Origin of the sequence: Peribacillus sp. NPDC101481, assembly GCF_044767165.1 — a bacterium.
Taxonomy (GTDB): domain Bacteria; phylum Bacillota; class Bacilli; order Bacillales; family DSM-1321; genus Peribacillus.
In genome coordinates this window covers 1,108,636-1,127,542 of sequence record NZ_JBIWNJ010000001.1, presented here as the reverse complement: position 1 = coordinate 1,127,542, position 18,907 = coordinate 1,108,636, and the positions used below count along the sequence as shown (strand labels likewise).

At 42.8% G+C, this 18,907-nt stretch carries 20 protein-coding genes; 16 read left to right on the top strand and 4 right to left on the bottom strand.

The window, feature by feature from the left end:
• Positions 1–242: 242 nt before the first annotated feature.
• Positions 243–425: a hypothetical protein gene (locus ACIROD_RS05450; RefSeq protein WP_402940188.1), complete on the bottom strand. Its 183-nt coding sequence runs from the start codon at positions 423–425 to the stop codon at positions 243–245.
• A gap of 451 nt (positions 426–876) precedes the next feature.
• Between ACIROD_RS05450 and mltG the strand changes: the two genes are divergently transcribed.
• The 8 genes from mltG (at position 877) to ACIROD_RS05410 (ending at position 9,256) form a co-directional block, all read left to right on the top strand.
• The gene (gene mltG / locus ACIROD_RS05445) at positions 877–2,019 is read left to right on the top strand and encodes an endolytic transglycosylase MltG (RefSeq protein WP_402938541.1); all 1,143 of its coding nucleotides are present in this window, start codon (positions 877–879) and stop codon (positions 2,017–2,019) included.
• A 264-nt stretch (positions 2,020–2,283) separates the two neighbouring features.
• Positions 2,284–2,949, top strand: a complete 666-nt coding sequence (locus tag ACIROD_RS05440) for an O-methyltransferase (protein ID WP_101222641.1) — start codon at positions 2,284–2,286, stop codon at positions 2,947–2,949.
• The gene (locus tag ACIROD_RS05435; protein ID WP_402938537.1) at positions 2,936–3,865 is read left to right on the top strand and encodes a peptidase U32 family protein; all 930 of its coding nucleotides are present in this window, start codon (positions 2,936–2,938) and stop codon (positions 3,863–3,865) included. The genes ACIROD_RS05440 and ACIROD_RS05435 overlap by 14 nt, the downstream gene beginning before the upstream one ends.
• A gap of 32 nt (positions 3,866–3,897) precedes the next feature.
• Positions 3,898–5,169, top strand: coding sequence for a peptidase U32 family protein (locus ACIROD_RS05430; RefSeq protein WP_260358131.1), 1,272 nt, complete (start codon positions 3,898–3,900; stop codon positions 5,167–5,169).
• A gap of 1 nt (position 5,170) precedes the next feature.
• Entirely contained in the window at positions 5,171–5,809 is a 639-nt protein-coding gene (gene udk, locus ACIROD_RS05425) for a uridine kinase (RefSeq protein ID WP_034308619.1), read from the top strand.
• Positions 5,810–6,113: 304 nt separating this feature from the next.
• Positions 6,114–6,590, top strand: a complete 477-nt coding sequence (gene greA / locus ACIROD_RS05420; protein WP_101222638.1) for a transcription elongation factor GreA — start codon at positions 6,114–6,116, stop codon at positions 6,588–6,590.
• Positions 6,591–6,709: 119 nt separating this feature from the next.
• On the top strand, positions 6,710–8,461 hold the full coding sequence (locus tag ACIROD_RS05415) for a peptidoglycan D,D-transpeptidase FtsI family protein (protein WP_402938532.1): 1,752 nt from the start codon (positions 6,710–6,712) through the stop codon (positions 8,459–8,461).
• An 87-nt stretch (positions 8,462–8,548) separates the two neighbouring features.
• The gene (locus ACIROD_RS05410; protein ID WP_402938529.1) at positions 8,549–9,256 is read left to right on the top strand and encodes a YrrS family protein; all 708 of its coding nucleotides are present in this window, start codon (positions 8,549–8,551) and stop codon (positions 9,254–9,256) included.
• 63 nt (positions 9,257–9,319) lie between these two features.
• Here ACIROD_RS05410 and ACIROD_RS05405 read toward each other — a convergent pair whose 3' ends face one another.
• Entirely contained in the window at positions 9,320–9,532 is a 213-nt protein-coding gene (locus tag ACIROD_RS05405) for a DUF2536 family protein (protein WP_048682770.1), read from the bottom strand.
• A gap of 159 nt (positions 9,533–9,691) precedes the next feature.
• Here ACIROD_RS05405 and ACIROD_RS05400 point away from each other — a divergent pair, with 159 nt between their 5' ends.
• The 7 genes from ACIROD_RS05400 to sigK all read left to right on the top strand — a co-directional run bounded on the left by ACIROD_RS05400 (position 9,692) and on the right by sigK (position 15,729).
• Positions 9,692–10,330, top strand: a complete 639-nt coding sequence (locus tag ACIROD_RS05400; RefSeq protein ID WP_402938526.1) for a class I SAM-dependent DNA methyltransferase — start codon at positions 9,692–9,694, stop codon at positions 10,328–10,330.
• Positions 10,331–10,346: 16 nt separating this feature from the next.
• Positions 10,347–11,042 (top strand): 5'-methylthioadenosine/S-adenosylhomocysteine nucleosidase, encoded by a 696-nt coding sequence (mtnN, locus tag ACIROD_RS05395; RefSeq protein ID WP_101222634.1) that lies wholly within the window; start codon positions 10,347–10,349, stop codon positions 11,040–11,042.
• 94 nt (positions 11,043–11,136) lie between these two features.
• Entirely contained in the window at positions 11,137–12,060 is a 924-nt protein-coding gene (locus tag ACIROD_RS05390; RefSeq protein WP_101222633.1) for a PLP-dependent cysteine synthase family protein, read from the top strand.
• 1 nt (position 12,061) lies between these two features.
• The gene (locus tag ACIROD_RS05385) at positions 12,062–13,198 is read left to right on the top strand and encodes a bifunctional cystathionine gamma-lyase/homocysteine desulfhydrase (RefSeq protein WP_402938521.1); all 1,137 of its coding nucleotides are present in this window, start codon (positions 12,062–12,064) and stop codon (positions 13,196–13,198) included.
• Positions 13,199–13,311: 113 nt separating this feature from the next.
• Complete coding sequence (locus tag ACIROD_RS05380; RefSeq protein WP_230177044.1) at positions 13,312–13,578, top strand: YrhC family protein; 267 nt, start codon at positions 13,312–13,314, stop codon at positions 13,576–13,578.
• Between the two features lie 622 nt (positions 13,579–14,200).
• Positions 14,201–14,341 (top strand): YrzI family small protein, encoded by a 141-nt coding sequence (locus ACIROD_RS05375; protein ID WP_072273247.1) that lies wholly within the window; start codon positions 14,201–14,203, stop codon positions 14,339–14,341.
• A 665-nt stretch (positions 14,342–15,006) separates the two neighbouring features.
• A complete protein-coding gene (gene sigK, locus ACIROD_RS05370; protein ID WP_034308596.1) occupies positions 15,007–15,729 on the top strand; it encodes an RNA polymerase sporulation sigma factor SigK in 723 nt (240 codons plus the stop codon).
• A gap of 194 nt (positions 15,730–15,923) precedes the next feature.
• On the opposite strand, the gene ACIROD_RS05365 is transcribed toward sigK, so the two are convergent.
• Complete coding sequence (locus ACIROD_RS05365) at positions 15,924–16,226, bottom strand: hypothetical protein (protein WP_101222631.1); 303 nt, start codon at positions 16,224–16,226, stop codon at positions 15,924–15,926.
• 162 nt (positions 16,227–16,388) lie between these two features.
• Between ACIROD_RS05365 and ACIROD_RS05360 the strand changes: the two genes are divergently transcribed.
• Positions 16,389–18,179 carry a M3 family oligoendopeptidase gene (locus tag ACIROD_RS05360; protein WP_402938517.1) on the top strand — a complete coding sequence of 597 codons (1,791 nt, stop codon included), beginning with the start codon at positions 16,389–16,391 and terminating at the stop codon, positions 18,177–18,179.
• Positions 18,180–18,246: 67 nt separating this feature from the next.
• On the opposite strand, the gene pssA is transcribed toward ACIROD_RS05360, so the two are convergent.
• Positions 18,247–18,786 carry a CDP-diacylglycerol--serine O-phosphatidyltransferase gene (gene pssA / locus ACIROD_RS05355; RefSeq protein WP_101222629.1) on the bottom strand — a complete coding sequence of 180 codons (540 nt, stop codon included), beginning with the start codon at positions 18,784–18,786 and terminating at the stop codon, positions 18,247–18,249.
• Positions 18,787–18,907 lie beyond the last annotated feature (121 nt).

The window sequence follows — 18,907 nt, the reverse complement described above, 5'->3', positions numbered from 1 at the left end:
GAAGCCGAGGAGGCTCCCGAGACCGCCCGCGGAAAGCGAGTACCTGGAGTGGAAATTTAAGTCCATCACCAAATAACATTTCATGGTTCGGTTGTGACCATTCCGAGCCATTTTTTTAGGCAAAAGGGTTACTATCTGAATCGATTGGAGCGAGTGCCTGAAAACAAATAAACGTTCAACAAACCTGTAATAAACTGTGGACATGAAGGTCGTTTTTTTTTCATTTATGTACCAGTAACACCTTATCTTTTCTCTGCGAATAAAAGCATAAAAGTAGCGAACGGACCTAAAAATAATGATAGCAAGAACCAATTCAACGCCGATCTATTTTTACCTTGAGCAAGTCCGGCGTTTATGAGTGCCAATGTCCCCCAACCTACAAAATAAGAATTATCCAACTCCTTCACACCTTTCTTTTTCTTCAAATTTTTATGGCACTCCTATATGAATATTCCTGCCCTTGCCTGAAATACCTGACACATGCAGGAAACAAATTTTTAAGCTGAGTAAATAATTAAAACAAAGTTGATTAGAGAGTAAGGTGCGAGACTCCTGCGGGAAAAGCGCGTCTAGGGGAGACCCCGCATGCGTAAGCCGAGGAGGCTCCCGGACCGCCCGCGGAAAGCGGGTGCTGGAGCGGAAATCAATATACCCTCAAAAAAACTTTAGACAAAGATATCACTATTTTCCTATTAAATTACACCTGTATATTGACAAAACTAGTGCGTTTTTGCCATAAATAGAGTATTGATGAATGTAGTTTTGCAAAAAACATGTAATTATTTGTTGATTTTAGTATAATGTTCGAAGCAAAGATTAATTAGAGAAAGCATCATCTAGAAACCATTCTGTAGTTGGTGTGAGTTTGCAGGGGGAATGAACGTGGATGAAAAAGATAAAAATTTATCTAAAAAGGAACATATCCGAATGAAATTGTTAGAACAGCAAGGAGAAGCCAAGCTGGTTCGTAAAATCATCATGATTACGATTGCTTCGCTTATTGTACTAATTGGGATAGTTGGTCTTGTGGGCTTTTTATATATCAACTCAGCCATGAAACCAGTCGATCCGGATGATGACACCATCAAGAAAGTGAAAATCCCAATCGGTTCTTCCGTTAACGGAATTTCAACACTGCTTGAAGAGCAGGGGATAATCAAGGACGCACGCGTATTCAAATATTATATTAAATTCCGCAATGAATCCGGTTTTCAGGCAGGAGAGTATAAATTATCACCTTCCATGCCAATTGAAGATATCGTCACAAGCATCAAAACCGGAAAACTCATGAAGGAAGCTGCAATGAAGATAACGATTCCTGAAGGAAAGCAGCTTGTTCAAATTGCCGATATCATCGCAGTGAAGACGGGTGAAGATCCGAAAAAGGTCTTTAAGAAATTGAATGATAAGAAATTCGTTAATTCCATGCAAGAGAAATTTCCGCAGCTCTTGACCTCGGAAATTGAAAATGAAAAGGTTTTATATCCGCTTGAAGGATACCTTTTCCCAGCTACTTATGACTTTTATGAGGAAAAGCCGACACTGGAATCGATCGTCATCGAGATGCTGAAGAAAACCGAAGAGACATTGCAGGCATACGAGACCCAGATGGACAAAAACGATTATTCCGTACATGAGATGCTGACCTTCGCTTCGCTTGTTGAAGAAGAGGCGACGGCACAGGTCGATCGCGGGAAAATAGCTTCCGTCTTTTACAATCGTATCAAGGAAGATATGCCGCTTCAAACGGATCCGACCGTTTTGTATGCAAAAGGTTCACATAAGAGCAGGGTGTATTATAAAGACCTTGAGGTGAAATCGCCTTATAATACGTATAAGAATAAGGGGCTGCCTCCAGGGCCGATTGCAAATGCCGGAACGACATCGATCGATGCGGTACTGAAGCCTGAGAAAACGGATTACCTATACTTTTTGGCAACACCTGAAGGGGAAGTCCTTTACTCGAAGACCTTGGATGACCACAATATCAAAAAGGCAGAGCATATTTCCAATAAATAAATAAATAAAAAAATGCAATGAGACTGAGGGGGGAGAGATATTACTTTCCCCTTGTTTTTATGATAGAATAGTACAAGTGAATTTTAGATCCGATTCCTATCGGTGACGTAACTCGGCGAATGCCGGGTTTTATTTTGAAAGATAAGGAAATGTAGATCGTCAAGCATACTTGTTTCAGCTGCTCCTTGTGAGGAAATTGACCTATCAATTTCTTCATGATACTGACCAAGCGCTTTTGTTTTCCTTATAATTGGAGGAAACGTTTTGAACGGAAAAATAGAACAATATCTTCATTCCTTAATTCCGGAGCGTACGGGTTTGCTTAAGGAGTTGGAAGATTTTGCGATGGAAAATAATGTGCCGATCATGGAGCCCGAAGGCATTGAGGTGCTGCTTCAGATTTTAAGGCTTCATCAGCCTAAGGCGATATTGGAGGTTGGTTCGGCGATTGGCTATTCGGCAATAAGGATGGCTGAGACCCTTCCGGAAGCTCGAATCGTCACACTTGAACGGAATGAAGCCCGTATTGAGCAGGCAAGAGCTAACTTCAAGAAGGCGGGACTGTCGGAAAGGATCACCCTCATTGAAGGGGATGCCCTTGAAGCTGGACCGAAAGTCATGGAACATGGTCCGTTTGATATCATCTTCGTTGATGCAGCTAAAGGGCAGTACAAGCGATTCTTTGAGCTGTTTGAACCGTTCCTGGCTGGTGCTGGCATAATCATTACTGATAATGTTTTATTCAAAGGCCTGGTTGCCGAGAACATTGAAGAAATGGAAATGACGAGAAGAAAGCGAGCTCTCATCAAAAAAATCAGAGACTTTAACATCTGGTTACAAGACCATCCCAATTTCGATACCGTAATTTTGCCGATTGGTGATGGTGTGGCCATAAGTAAACATAGAGGTGACAAAAATGAAAAAGCCTGAATTACTCGTGACTCCGACAAGTGTCGATCATATAACAGAACTCATCGATGCAGGCGCTGACGCCTTCGTCATTGGCGAACAACGCTATGCACTAAGGCTGGCAGGAGAGTTCAAACGTGAAGATGTCGAGAAGGCGATTGAGCTTGCACATGCCGCGGGCAAGAAAGTGTATGTATCCATGAACGCCATATTTCATAATGAAAAAGTGGACGAGCTTGAAGGGTATGTCACTTTCCTTAAAGAAGCTGGTGCCGACAGGATCATATTCGGTGATCCCGCAGTCTTGATGGCTGTCCGTGCCGTGGCACCTGATATGCCCCTGCACTGGAATACAGAGATGACGGTAACGAACTGGTACACATGTAATTACTGGGGGAAACGCGGTGCTGTCCGTGCCGTGGCTGCCCGTGAGATAAGTCTGGACGAGATAGTGGAAATGAAGGAAAATGCCGAAGTGGAGATTGAAGTGCAAGTGCACGGCATGACATGCATGTTCCAATCGAAGCGTACGCTTCTAGGTAATTACTTTGAATACCAAGGCAAGGCAATGGAAGTGGAAAATCGGAAGGAAAATAGAAGTATGTTCTTGCATGATAAGGAACGTGAAAATAAATATCCGATTTATGAAGATGAAAATGGCACACATATCATGAGTCCGAATGATATGTGCATGATTGATGAACTTCAGGAATTGATTGAAGCGGAATTCGATTCATTGAAAATCGAAGGGGTATTGCAAACACCGGAGTATATCATTGAAATGACAAAGCTATATCGGGAAGCGATTGACGTATGTGCTGAAGACCCTGACCGTTATGATGATATGAAATCTGAGCTATTTGAAAAAGTCAAAGCGGTTCAGCCGGATAACCGCGAGTTGGATACCGGGTTCTTCTTTAAAGAATCGGTTTATTAAAGAAAAGGGTAAGAGAAAGAGGAGGAATAGCCTTGAATGCTATTGCTGATAAAATTTCCAAGATCGTTGATGGAAAGAGAGTCATTGTAAAAAAACCGGAATTGCTGGCTCCGGCCGGCAACCTTGAAAAATTAAAAATTGCCGTCCATTACGGCGCGGATGCCGTGTTCATTGGCGGTCAGGAATATGGTCTTCGTTCCAATGCCGGCAACTTCACGTTTGAGGAAATGAAGGAAGGCGTCGAATTCGCTAAAAAGTATGGCGCTAAAGTATATGTAACGACCAATATCTTCGCCCATAATGAAAATATCGATGGCCTGGATGAATACCTGGAAGGACTTCAGGAGGCTGGGGTTCATGGTATCATCGTAGCCGATCCATTAATCATCGAAACCTGTAAACGGGTCGCTCCGAACGTCGAGATCCATTTAAGCACACAGCAATCGCTATCGAACTGGAAGGCTGTTCAGTATTGGAAAGAGGAAGGCTTGGAGCGGGTTGTTTTGGCACGTGAGACGAGTGCTGATGAAATCCGTGAAATGAAGGAGAAGGTCGATATCGAAATCGAGGCTTTCGTTCATGGAGCCATGTGCATTGCCTATTCTGGACGATGCACCCTTTCGAACCATATGACGGCGCGTGATTCGAACCGCGGCGGCTGCTGTCAGTCTTGCCGTTGGGATTATGATTTATATGAGTTGGATCAAGATGGGGAAAAGGCTTTATTCGATAAAGAAGATGCCCCATTCGCAATGAGTCCAAAAGACTTGAAGCTGATTGAATCACTGCCAGGCATGATTGAAATTGGCATAGACAGCTTAAAAGTTGAAGGAAGAATGAAGTCCATTCATTATATAGCAACAGTTGTCAGCGTCTATCGTAAAGTGATTGATGCGTATTGTGCCGATCCGGACAATTTCAAGATTGAACAAGAATGGCTGGAAGAGCTTGATAAGTGTGCGAATCGTGAGACGGCATCATCGTTCATGGAAGGTGAAATTCCTGGGTATAAACAGCAAATGTTCGGGAATCATACCGTAAAGACTCGCTTCGACTTCGCAGGGTTGGTGCTTGATTACGACGAGGAAACTAAAATCGTTACCATGCAGCAACGTAACTTCTTCAAACCTGGAGATGAAGTGGAGTTTTTTGGACCGGAAATCGAAAACTTCACTCAAAAAATCGGTACGATCTGGGATGAGTCAGGTAAGGAGCTGGAGGCAGCCCGCCATCCGCTTCAAATTGTCCGCATTCAAGTAGATAATAGAGTTTATGTGAACAATATGATGCGGAAGGAGAATTGACATGACAAGAAAGAAACCAGTGGTCATCGGAGTTACCGGAGGGTCTGGATCAGGTAAAACAAGTGTTACCCGTTCCATTTTTGAATTCTTTCAAGGACATTCCATCCTGATGATCGAACAAGATTATTACTATAAAGATCAAAGTCATCTGCCTTTTGAAGAGCGCTTGAAAACGAACTATGATCATCCGCTTGCCTTTGATAATGATTTGCTAATCGATCACATTAACGCATTGCTGCGCTATGAAACGATAGAGAAACCGGTTTATGATTATTCGATCCATACGCGTTCGGAAGAAGTCATCACAGTTGAGCCCCAGGATGTCATCATCCTTGAAGGGATTCTTGTGCTGGAGGACGAGCGCCTCCGGGACCTGATGGATATGAAGCTATATGTTGATACGGATGCAGACTTGCGGATCCTTCGTAGGATGACCCGTGATATTAAAGAACGCGGCCGTTCCATAGATTCCGTCATCGAACAATACATCAGTGTCGTTCGGCCGATGCATAATCAATTCATAGAACCGACGAAGCGTTATGCCGACATCATCATTCCTGAAGGCGGTCAAAACCATGTGGCAATTGACCTCATGGTGACAAAAATTCAAACAATCCTTGAACAAAAGTCTTTTTTGTAATAACATAGCATAAATAATGATAGGTGCCATTTTCCTCCGTTTATTTAAATAATCCCAACTATTTATTGGGAAAGACTGGACAAATGTTGGAAAACGCAATACTCTATTCTTGATACAGAACGAACCGGCTGCACACCGCAGTCGGTTTATATACTAAGGAACGGATGTTTCTTAGTATCGAAGCGCGTACTTTTTAAGTCGCGCAATTATATATTCTGACTCGATTTCAGGGTTAAGCACTATATAGTACATAAACTTGTCACAGCGAATGCTTGCTGTAAAGAATTTGAAGGAGTGAAGGGTTTTGGCAATTGAAAAAGAATATCCAATGACTATTGAAGGTAAGTTAAAGCTTGAACAGGAACTTGAACAGTTAAAAACGGTTAAACGTAAAGAAGTGGTGGAAAGAATCAAAATCGCCCGCAGTTTTGGAGATCTTTCCGAGAACTCAGAGTACGATTCCGCAAAAGAAGAGCAGGCTTTCGTTGAAGGACGTATTACAACTATCGAAAACATGATCCGTAATGCAAAAATCATTGAAGGCAATGATTCGAATACAGATACAGTTTCACTTGGAAAGTCGGTAACATTCGTTGAACTTCCAAATGGTGACGAAGAAACATATTCCATCGTAGGAAGCGTTGAAGCGGATCCATTCGAAGGGAAAATCTCCAATGATTCCCCGATCGCGAAAAGCTTGATAGGGAAAAGGGTCGGCGACAAGGTATCTATCATGACACCTGGCGGCGAAATGAGCGTCAAGATTGTTTCCATCGACTAATTAAATGCAAAAGGGATGTCCATTGGGCATCCTCTTTTTTATGGAAAAATGCCCCGTAAATTTGTTCAAAATTGTTTAAAAATTCGCACCTCGTCAACAATGGTTACGAGGTGTATTTTATGAAAAAGAAACGAATGAGGTTGCTGGCTCTTTTTTTGACCGCTTTCATGCTGATGCTCATAGGCAGGCTTGCCTATATCCAACTTGTATCGACAGAATCTTTTTCAAAGCATAATGTGAACCTGTTAGAGGCAAGCGTGAATCAGCGTTCACAGATATTAAAGATTGATGATGGACGCGGAAAGTTTTATGACAGAAATGGAGAACCGCTTGCACATGAAGAAATCCCGACGCTCGTCCTATTTCCATTTTTAAAAAAAATGACATGGCCTATAGATGAAGTGGCCTCGATAATAGGCAAATCGGAAGCGGAGTTAAACCGGGCGATAGAACAAGCGGAAGAACCATTCGTATTTGGCGGGGATGAACCGATAGAGTTGTCATCCAGCCAATCGAAGGCAATCAATGAACTGAAGATTCCCGGGGTCTTTGCCGTGAACGAGAAATTATATCATGATCAAACTCCTGCAGCGCAATTGATCGGCACGACGAATATATCAGATGCGGAAAAGAAAAAACGTTATCCGGACATGAATTTATCTCCTGAAACTAAAATAGGCAATACGGGGCTGCAAAGAACCTTCGATGAGTTCTTGCTTTCCGCTGGGGAATCGAAGCTCGTTTTTCACGTGGACGCCAGCGGAGGACCAATGTTCGGTGTCGATGTTAAATATGTGGAACCTGCAAATCCGCTTTACCCGGTGAAGGTCGTGACGACGATCGATAAAGAAATTCAGGAAAAAGCGGAGAAGCTCGTCGATGAACGCGGGATAAAAAAAGGCGGTCTTGTACTGATCGATATTGAAAAAAGTGAAATCGTCGCAATGGTATCACGTCCGGCGCTTAATATAAAAGATCCGAATGGCGAAGGCGCCGTCAATATGATGCTGACTCAAAAAACACCGGGCTCCGTCTTTAAAACGGTCACGGCAGCAGCTGCCATCGATTATGAAGCCGCTAGTCACACCCGGACATTTAATTGTAATTTGACGATAGACGGGAAAACGGATAAACAGAGGGAACTGGGCATGCTTAATTTTGAAAATAGCTTTGCCCAAAGCTGCAACAGGACGTTTGCCGAATTGTCACAGGAAATATCTGAGAAGGATCCGGACTTTTTGGATAAATATGCTAAAATGTTAGGGCTGGTTGGTGAAACGGGCTGGCAAGGGGACGTGTATCACACCGAAGTCACTCAGTTGCATCATGAACAAGCCGGTAAGGTCTGGCATGATGACGATTTAAAAAAAGATCCGAGAATGATTGCCAAAACGGCAATTGGCCAGCAGGATGTCCAAACGACACCGCTCGCTATAGCGAATATGATGGCTACGATTGCACGCGGCGGCAAGAAAGAACAGGTCAAAGCCGTTTCAAAGGTCGAATTTAACAACAGTACGACCGTCGTCGATTTTCCCAATCAAAGTATCGGCGGCGAGACACTGTCTCCATATACGGCGATGAAGATGCAGCATCTTCTTAGGAAGGTCGTGACGGAAGAGAAGGGGACGGGCGCTGCCTTGAAAGATTTGCCTGTTGAGGTCGCCGGCAAGTCTGGAACAGCTCAGACCAATATCGAAAAAGGGGAGCTCAATAAATGGTTTGCGGGCTACTTTCCATATAAAGATCCCAAATATGCTCTTGTTACCGTAAGTTTTGAAACAAAGGAAAACAGTTCCAGCATGACTCCTCTTTTTTCAGATATTGTAAAAGTCCTGTACTCCAAGGACCAGGACAATAGCGAGAATTGACGAAAAGTGTAGGAAACCCTTCCCTTCTATCTCTAGCTAAATCATGTTAAAATGAGGCAGTAAGAAAAGGTAAGGGAGGAATGGACCTTGGGCTCACGTTTTAATCAGAGAGATCAAAAAAGAAAAGTAAATAAAATATATAATATTGCTATCACCATCGTTTCCATTTTAATCGTCATTGTCGCAGTCACGATTTTCTTAAGTGACGATGGCACCGAAACAAAAAAAGCCACGACTGAACCAAAGCAAATCGCCGATACAGATTCAGGGAAGGTAGCGGACAAGCCTGCTGGCAAAAAGGAAGAAACGGATTCAGAGAAGGAAGACGCAGTAGGAGATAGTGAAGCAACAACAGAGGAAGATGCAGAAGAAGATAGTAAAGCAACAGAGGAAGATTCAGAAGTGAAGGCAGAAGATGGTGCAGATCCAGAAAAAGCAGGGGATGCAGACCTTGTGGAAGTGGAAGGCAGCGGTGATGGCAATGTTGCGGCCACTTATAAGAGTGAAGGCTGGAAACCAGTAGGAACTGAGCAATCCGGGGAGCACACTACAAGCTTCGATAAGGGCTCGGTCGATTGGAATGAAATGAGTAAAGCCATAGCAAGCGGAGCCGGAATCGATGAAGGCAGCATGAAGCTATGGTGGCTGCAAAACGGCGGTTCGTCAAACACCGCAATCGGAACCGTTTCTGAAGGAGATAATCCTAAAACCTTCCGTGTTTATATTGAATGGGTGGACGGATCAGGTTGGAAACCTGTAAAAGTCGAAGAACTGAAGACAAACGATAAAAGGTAAGGTTCAAATCATAAACATAAAACCCCCGAAAGGAATTCCGCTTTCGGGGGTTTTTCATCGTGATCATTTTTTTGCTTTAAAGTGTACGACAGCACTATAAAAACGTCTGCCTTCCTCACTTACATACATTTGGTGTGATACGGATTCCACCTGAAGCATGATCGCTTTATTGATTTCAATTTGTGATTGGATTTTTTCTTCAAGATTCTTGATGCTTTCTGCTTCGAAAAATTCTATTTTATCTTCGAATAAGTTTAAGTCAAGTTGAAAACTCATGACTGTTCCCCTCCAACATTTAGATACTGTTAGTTTAACACCATTTTCTCCGAATCTGAACCGAATGATGGATTTGCCTAAAAAACAAGAACTGTTTCTGTGTTTATTTCATATTATGCTTATAGGTTTTATTATCTTATCATAAAAAGGTGATTAAAAATGGGCAGAGAATTTATCGATTTATTTGAAGAATGGTCGAAATCGTATGATGATACGGTTAGTGGACACGATATTGAGTATCAAGAGGTTTTTAAACATTATGATAGGATATTGGATAGCGTCACGAATCGGGCTCATGGTCATGTGCTGGAGTTCGGCGTAGGTACTGGGAATTTGACGGAAAGGCTTTTGAGGAAAGGCCTAAAGGTATCGGGAATTGAACCCTCACCTGCGATGAGGGAAATAGCGGTAAGCAAGCTGCGTGGAAAAACAGAAATTGCAGATGGGGATTTTATCGATTTTCCTAAGCCGGAACAGGTCGATTCGATCGTGAGCACGTATGCGTTTCATCATTTAACTGATGAAGAAAAAGAAAAAGCGATAGCCAACTATGGAAAGTTACTGAATACTGGTGGTAAAATAGTGTTTGCGGATACGATGTATCAATCAAGGGAAGCTCATGAACGGGCGATTCAAGATGCAAGGCAGGCAGGCTTTCATAATTTGGCGAAGGATTTGCAAACGGAATATTATACTACGATTCCTTTTTTGGAAAAAGCACTTGAAGCAAATGGTTACAAGGTGAACTTCGAGCGCTGCAATCAATTTGTCTGGATTATGGAGGCGGAAAAATTATAGGAAGAGGTTTTTACTAATGAAGGTAGCCATAATCGGAGCAATGGAAGAAGAAGTTACGATTTTACGTGATAAATTGGAAGGTTTGGAGCGGGTGACCATTGCCGGTTCCGAGTTCAATACAGGAACACTGAATGGTGTCGAGGTCATTTTGCTTAAATCGGGAATCGGTAAAGTGAATGCGGCAATGTCAACAACGATCCTGTTAGAAAAATTCAAACCGGATGCAGTCATCAATACTGGCTCTGCCGGCGGATATCATCCAGCACTTAATGTAGGGGATGTGGTCATATCCACGGAAGTTCGCCACCATGATGTAGATGTGACGATTTTTGGATATGAGTACGGTCAAGTCCCTCAGCTTCCGGCAGCTTTCATCCCGGATGAAAAGCTTCTCGCAATCGCAGAAGAAGCAGCAAAAGAAATCGAGGATATTCAAGTGGCGAAAGGGTTGATCGTTACGGGGGATTCTTTCATGAATGATCCTGTCAGGGTTGAATTCGTCAGAGGGAAATTCTCTGATCTATACGCGGTGGAAATGGAAGCGGCAGCCATTGCACAGGTAGCCTTCCAATTCAAAACACCGTTTGTCATCATTCGTTCCCTTTCGGATATCGCAGGTAAGGAGTCCAATATTTCCTTTGATAAATTCCTGGAAACTGCGGCTCTTCATTCAGCGGCACTGATTTTGAAAATGGTCGAAAAAATGAAATGAATGGTAAGTGATCAGCGGAAGCCTTTCCGCTGATCATTCTTTATTGCATAATCCTTATTAAATTGGTAGGATAACTATGAAAGGATGTCCGAATATGAAAGTCTTTAAAAACATTCATGAGTTGATAGGGGAAACACCGATGATGGAAATCACCCATTTCCCGCTTCCGGATGAAGTCCGTATCTTTGCCAAACTGGAATACTTTAATCCGGGAGGCAGTGTGAAGGATCGGCTTGGTCAGGAATTGTTAGCTCAAGCGTTACAGACAGGGAAGGTGAAAAAGGGCGGGACGATCATCGAACCGACTGCCGGAAATACTGGAATCGGATTGGCGTTGGCTGCGATAAACAGTGGCGTGGACGTGATTTTTTGCGTTCCGGAGAAATTCAGTGCTGAGAAACAGGAATTGATGCGTGCTCTTGGAGCGAATGTGATCCAGACCCCGACAGAGGAAGGAATGACAGGTGCGATTGCCAAGGCTAAGGCGCTGCTGGCTGAAATTCCGGGATCTCATTGTCCACAGCAGTTCGCCAACCCATCCAATCCTGATGCATATTATAAAACGCTGGGACCTGAAATATGGGAACAGATGGAAGGCGATGTAGATGTGTTTGTTGCCGGCGCCGGGACGGGCGGGACATTCATGGGAACATCGCGATATATAAAAGAAAAGAACGCTGCTGTCAAAACGGTCATCGTCGAACCAGAAGGATCGATTTTAAACGGCGGCAAAGCAGGACCCCATAAAACAGAGGGCATCGGGATGGAATTTTTGCCAACCTATATGGATGCAACGTATTTTGACCAAATCCATACGATAAGCGATCATGACGCTTTCCATATGGTAAAGGAATTGGCGCTTAAAGAAGGCCTCCTTGTCGGCAGTTCTTCGGGCGCGGCATTTGCAGCGGCCATGAAAGAAGCAGCCAAGGCTCCACGTGGGTCAAATATCGTCGTCATATTTCCGGATTCCAGTGAACGATACTTAAGCAAAAAAATTTATCAGGGAGGTATGTAAAATGAGAAAAAAAACACAATTGATCCATGGCGGCATTGCTGGTGATGAAAAAACAGGAGCGGTTTCGGTGCCGATTTATCAAGTGAGCACCTATAAACAGGATGGACCGGGAAATCACCGGGGCTATGAATATTCCCGCACAGGAAACCCAACCCGCCATGCCCTAGAAGAGTTGATCAAGGATCTCGAAGAAGGAAAAAGAGGCTTTGCCTTCGGATCAGGAATGGCAGCGATGACCGCGGTTATGATGCTGTTCAATCAAGGTGATCATGTATTGATGACCGATGACGTTTATGGAGGGTCTTTCCGGGTCATCACTAAAGTGCTTAACCGCTTCGGGGTGGAGGCTACGTTCATCAATACGAGTGACATACACTCGATCGAAAAAGAGATAAAGGACAATACGAAGGCGCTGTTCATTGAAACCCCGACGAATCCATTATTGAAAATAACCGATTTGGGGGAAGTATCTAAAATAGCTAAAGAAAACGGCATCCTGACCATTGTGGATAATACCTTCAGTACGCCGTACTGGCAAAATCCACTTGCACTTGGAGCCGATGTCGTGCTTCATAGCGCCACGAAGTACCTGGGGGGACACAGCGATGTTGTAGCGGGTCTTGTGGTGGTGAATGATGAAAAACTTGGCAATGACCTTCATTTCATCCAAAACTCTACAGGAGGCGTGCTAGGGCCCCAGGATTCATGGCTGCTGATGCGAGGCATTAAAACGCTGGGTATCCGGATGGAAGAGCATGAAAAAAACACATCCGAAATCGTCCGTTTCCTATCCGGGCATAAAGACGTTTCGAAAATCTATTACCCTGGTCTTGAAAGCCACCCGAATCATGATATTGCCAAAAAACAATCGCGTGGATTCGGCGGTATGGTTTCATTTGATGTCGGCAGTGCCGAAAAAGCCGCATCCGTTTTGAATAAAGTGAGATTCTTTACACTTGCGGAAAGTCTGGGAGCAGTGGAGAGCTTAATTTCCATTCCAGCCCTGATGACACATGCCTCCATTCCGGCTGAGCGCCGTGCTGAGCTTGGAATAACCGATGGGTTGATTCGCATTTCAGTTGGCCTGGAAGATGTTGAAGACCTGTTGGAAGACTTGGAACAGGCGCTACAAGGATAATCTGAGAGGGAACACTTCCAAGCTTACTGCCATTATTTACACCCTGGAATTTGGAATAAATATGGTAGAATGAGATATCGATATCTTATTAGCTTGAAAGAAGGTGGAATGGCATGAGAAACCGCAAAATACAAACGGCGGCAATGCTGCGTTCGAAAATGGTCGATTTTAAACAATTTGCGATTACTTTGTTATGTGTGGGTTCGTTCTTCTATTTAGGAACCATCCTTCCCTCTGGCGACAAAGCGATCATTGACACATATGTCTATATGGGAGCGACAATAACGTTCCTGGGCATATCCATAGTATTTTTCTCATTATCCAAAAAATATAAAAAGATCTTGGCCGAAATGGATGACCAGGACTCTTTAAAACAATAAAAGCAAACCTTAGTTTAGACAAAAGGGTTTTATCTAAATTTCAAAACAAAGTTGATTGGAGCGGTTGTGCGAGACTCCTGCGGGAAAAGCGCTCCGAGGAGGCTCCCGGACCGCCCGCGGAAAGCGACGTTAACCCTCATAAAAAAACCTGAGCCTTTAAAGGATCAGGTTTTTTTTCTAGTGTTGTTGCCAATAGGGCGGATTTATCATACTTCGTGCCATTTAGGTAATAATTGCCCCTGAAAATGGGTGAAAAGATCGAAATTTTCAAATAAATAGGCAAAAGCCGTTTACAAATATCGAATTTGTGGATATACTTACCAAGTAATAAAAAATATTCCAAAGGAGGTCGAAGAAAATGACATTGTATCTACATGGAGTCGTCGCAATCGCAATCAGCCGGTCCGTTTCAAATGACAATCAAATAACATTCGACCTGTGCCAAGCGGAATATTTCTAAAGCAATTTGGCTTTATTAATCATTCAGACATAGCGGCCGCAGGGAGAAGTGTTTTATCCTGCGGCCTTTTGATATTTTCAAAAAGAACCCGCAGGAGGACGTAACTTTCTGCGGCCTTTTTATGCCTTTTTGTTGGGCCGCCCCTTTAAAGGAGGTGATATTATGACACTGAATATGCTTTTTTTCACAATCACGATTAAAATGAAAAAAATGACTGCCGAGGAATGTTTGCAGCAGGAGAGAATCCACAAGATTCGGGAAGAACATCTAGATAAAGCGATGAAGCATCGTCCTTTTTTCTAAAAAAAATATACGAGGTTGGTATTCCGTTCATAAAAAATTAAGAAAGGTGGAGGTTAATATGTTGAACTTGTTATACGTAAAAGGAGAGAAGCGTTGCTATTGGCAGGAGAAGGATACCGGCTAACGGATTTGCCGGTGCATCGCCATGGTTTATATATGTATAGGGGAAGAGGCCAAGGGATAAAATTGAAGTTATGTTGTTATGACGCTACAAGCGTAGTGAAATGAATATGTAAAAGGGGAAACTCGGCACTCGGGCCGAGTTTTTTTCTTTGCCTGAATCAGCAGCACGGACCTGATCCTCCATAACCAAATCCACATCCCGGCAACCACCAAAACCCGAAAATGAGCAACAAAATCAAGAGGACAATAAACAGGCCATAACCAAAGCCGTAACCGGACCCTGCATAGCAAGGCGCAGGAGCCAGAGCCGGATAACCATAGCTGCATCCGTATGGTCCATAGTTATATCCCATCGTAAAACCCCCTTTCCCTAAAAAATTCCCTATCATTATATGAACAATTGCCTTCGTTCGCTTGGGAATTCCTCCAGGCTGGTTTGAACATTTAACACTTTCCTGATTTCTTTTAGTGGGACAGACACGAACAAGCCCACTGCTGCATAGGTATGAATAGGGAAACCAAAGAAACGGGGGATGAAACCAATGCCCGGAATACTTACAGTTGTCGGTTATATTATCAAAGAATTTTACTTATTCGTTTCCTATGTGAAAAACAACGCTTTTCCCCAGCCTCTATCATCTCAGGATGAAAAGAAATATCTGAAGCTTATGAGTGAGGGTGATGGTGATGCCCGTAACATCCTGATCGAGCATAATCTCAGGCTTGTTGCCCATATCGTCAAGAAATTCGAGAACACGGGCGAAGATACAGAGGATTTGATTTCGATTGGGACAATTGGTTTGATAAAGGCCATTGAGAGTTATTCGGATGGGAAGGGTACGAAGCTGGCCACATATGCGGCGCGATGCATTGAGAATGAAATCCTGATGCATTTACGAGCGACAAAGAAAACGAAGAAAGATATTTCCCTGCATGATCCGATCGGTCAGGATAAAGAAGGAAATGAAATCAGTTTAATCGATGTACTGAAATCGGAATCGGAAGATGTCATCGATACGATTCAGCTCAATATGGAAATTGAAAAAGTGAAAAAGTATATTGATATTTTGGATGAACGCGAAAAGGAAGTCATTGTAGGCAGGTTCGGACTGGATTTGAAAAAGGAAAAAACCCAGAGGGAAATCGCTAAGGAGCTTGGCATTTCCCGCAGTTATGTATCAAGGATCGAAAAACGTGCCTTGATGAAGATGTTCCACGAATTTTACAGAGCAGAAAAAGAGAAGGAAAAGAAAGCTAAAGGGTAGGAATGATAAAGTCAAAGAGAGTGCGGGGAAAATTTCCCCGCACTCTTCTTTTTAATATTTATTTCGGATCAAATCCGTAAATGCATGATAAACCTCGATTCCTTGAAAAAGGAACAGACGTGAAGCGGTTAAAGAAAAGACCCCTATCATAATTAGTCGGAACCACATATGAATCACTCCTCCATTTTATTTTTTTATAAAATGTCAGAGCGTAGGGCTACGTAATTCGCCTGAAAAAAAACCGGGCTGAGATACCGCAGGCGTAAATTTGAGTGAAAATAAAGAAAACTCAAAATGGAAAATTCGAAAATTAGAACAATGATAAGTGACTGCCAGGAATTGAAGGAAGGCACGAAAGGCTGTTTCTTGTCGGCCTTATCCCAATGGTGAACATCGGTATGTTCTTCAATGGTCAGCTGCTGTGCATGATGATGGAACTGTATGGGCAGCGTCCAAAGGAGCAGGATGATGGCAGACATGTGAATAAAGAATTTCATATGAATCAACCACCCCTTTCCTAAGAATATATTCATCATAACATGCTTTTAATCTGGGATATAGAAAAATGTTCTGACAAATATCTGAAAATTCCTTTTAATTAGAAAAATTTTGAATTTACCCCTATAATGGGATTAGTGATAAAAAGGGGGCAATGCAGGATGGGATATTCTTTGACGTGGGATTTGGATATTTTTTTTAGAGGAGGAAGCTCTTCTAAGGAGTTCCTGATTTTTTTAGATGAAATTAACGAAGAGGTAAAAGAATTAGACCGACTTGTAAGCAATATCAATCCAAAAGGCAATGATGAAATCAGTCTAATCGAGGCATTTGATCTTTATAAAAATACAAATATGAAATCCACGCAGGCCAGTGCCTTCATTGGATGCCTGGAAGCTCAAAATGCGCAGGATAAAAAGGCTGGTCAGCTGCGGATCAAACAAATGAAGATAGTCGCTTCACTAAAAATGGTGTTAAGCAGGCTGGATGAAAAGTTGATACAGCTTGATGATGCGGTTTTTAACAAAATCCTCGAAAAAGAACCATTGAATGAATTGAAATTCGTATTGAATGAACGCCGGGAAAAGGCCAAGGAAAAGCTTTCCGTAAAGGAAGAATCATTAATCACCCAATTGGCCATGGACGGTTTCGAAGGTTGGAGCCAAATGTATGATACGATCGTCGGTTCAATGACCATCCCATATAAGGGTGAAAAGCTTTCTGTAGGCCAAGCGGCGAATAAATTTTCTGATCCTGATGAAGGGGCCAGGAAAGAATTATTTACCGCGTGGGAACAGGCTTGGGAGGAAAAGAGTGACCTTTTTGCCCGGACGCTGAACCACTTGGCTGGATTCCGTCTCAGTGTGAATGAAAAAAGGGGCTGGGATGATATTTTGAAAGAGCCTCTTGAAATAGGGAGGATGAAAAAAGAAACGCTCGAAAGCATGTGGAATGTCATTGCCGATCATAAGGAGCCGCTTGTGAGGTTTTTAAAAAGGAAAGCGGAGTTATTGGATCTGGATAAATTAGGTTGGGCGGATTTGGATGCACCGCTTGCTGTTAAGGCACAGTCCAAAGTAATGGATTATCAAGAAGGTGCAGACTTCATCATACAGCAATTCTCGAAGTTCGGTTCTCAATTAGCAAGCTTCACCCAGAAAGCTTTTGAAGACAGCTGGATTGAAGCGGAGGACAGACCAGGTAAGAGACCAGGAGGTTTTTGCACCGGCTTTCCATTAAATAAGCAGTCAAGGATTTTCATGACGTATTCGGGCACCCCATCCAATGTATCGACATTGGCTCATGAATTGGGACATGCATTCCATTCTTATGCAATGAGGGATATCCATCCATTGAATCGGTCATATGCCATGAATGTGGCTGAAACAGCCTCTACCTTTGCTGAAATGGTCGTAGCGGATGCGGCTGTGAAGGAAGCGGCCAGTGAGGAAGAAAAGCTTGTGCTTTTAGAAGATAAAATTCAGCGTTCCGTGGCATTACTCATGAATATCCATGCCCGCTACTTATTCGAGACAAGGTTTTATGACGAGAGGAAACAAGGGTATGTCAGTGCCGAACGATTGAATGAACTGATGGTAGATGCACAAAAAGAAGCTTATGGCGATGCTTTAAGTGATTATAATCCAACGTTCTGGGCTTCAAAGCTCCATTTCTATATTACAGGTGTACCATTTTATAATTTTCCGTACACATTCGGTTACTTATTCTCATTAGGCATATATGCGAATGCCCTGAAAGAACCTGCAGGATTCGAAGAAAAATATATCGCTCTATTAAAGGATACAGGTTCCATGAAGGTCGAGGATCTGGCGGAGAAACATTTAGGCGTCGATTTGGAGACCCGGGATTTTTGGGAAGAAGCGGTCAATGCCTGTATGGAGGATGTTGAAGAATTCATGCGTTTGACCGACCCATTAGTCCGAAAAGCATAAGATGGGTTTTAGGCTGAATATGAACGAAAAAAGGCGGATGTCCGGTTTAGGACATCCGCTTTCTTATTTAAACTTTCTTCAGTTTAAATGGACTGACCATAAGTAATGATAATATAATCATGAGGGATAAGAAAAAGACCGGATGGAAATACGGGACGGCGAGATAACTTAAAGTGGCGATGCAGCCCGCAACCGTAATTGGCACTCCTGTAAAATATCCATTGCTTTCACTTATATTGAAGCGGGCGAGACGAAATGCGCCACAGCCAATATAGAAAACGGTGAAGAGTGTGCCGGGTGCTCCAAATTCTATCAATATTCCTTGGTATAATAATAGAGCTGGTGCGACGCCAAAAGATATGATGTCACACATGGAATCAAGCTGCTTACCCAATTCCGATTCAATGTTGAACTTCCGTGCAACCATACCGTCAAAGCGATCTGCAAGGGCAGCCAGGAAGATTAAAAGCAGGCTTAAATTCAATTGGCCGTGCATCACGGCAATTATTGCAAATCCACCAAGGGATAAATTCATTAAAGTAAGTATATTTGCTGTTTGTGCTTTCACTTTTTTAATGGTTTGATCGAGGGCGTGTAATAAAAACATCTTTTCACTCCTTTCAAATGAAACAAATTAAAACAAAATATAGTAAACATAAGTATTTATTATATAATAATATTTTACTTAACACAATTTATGCAAGGGATTTTTAGAATAATTTTACAAT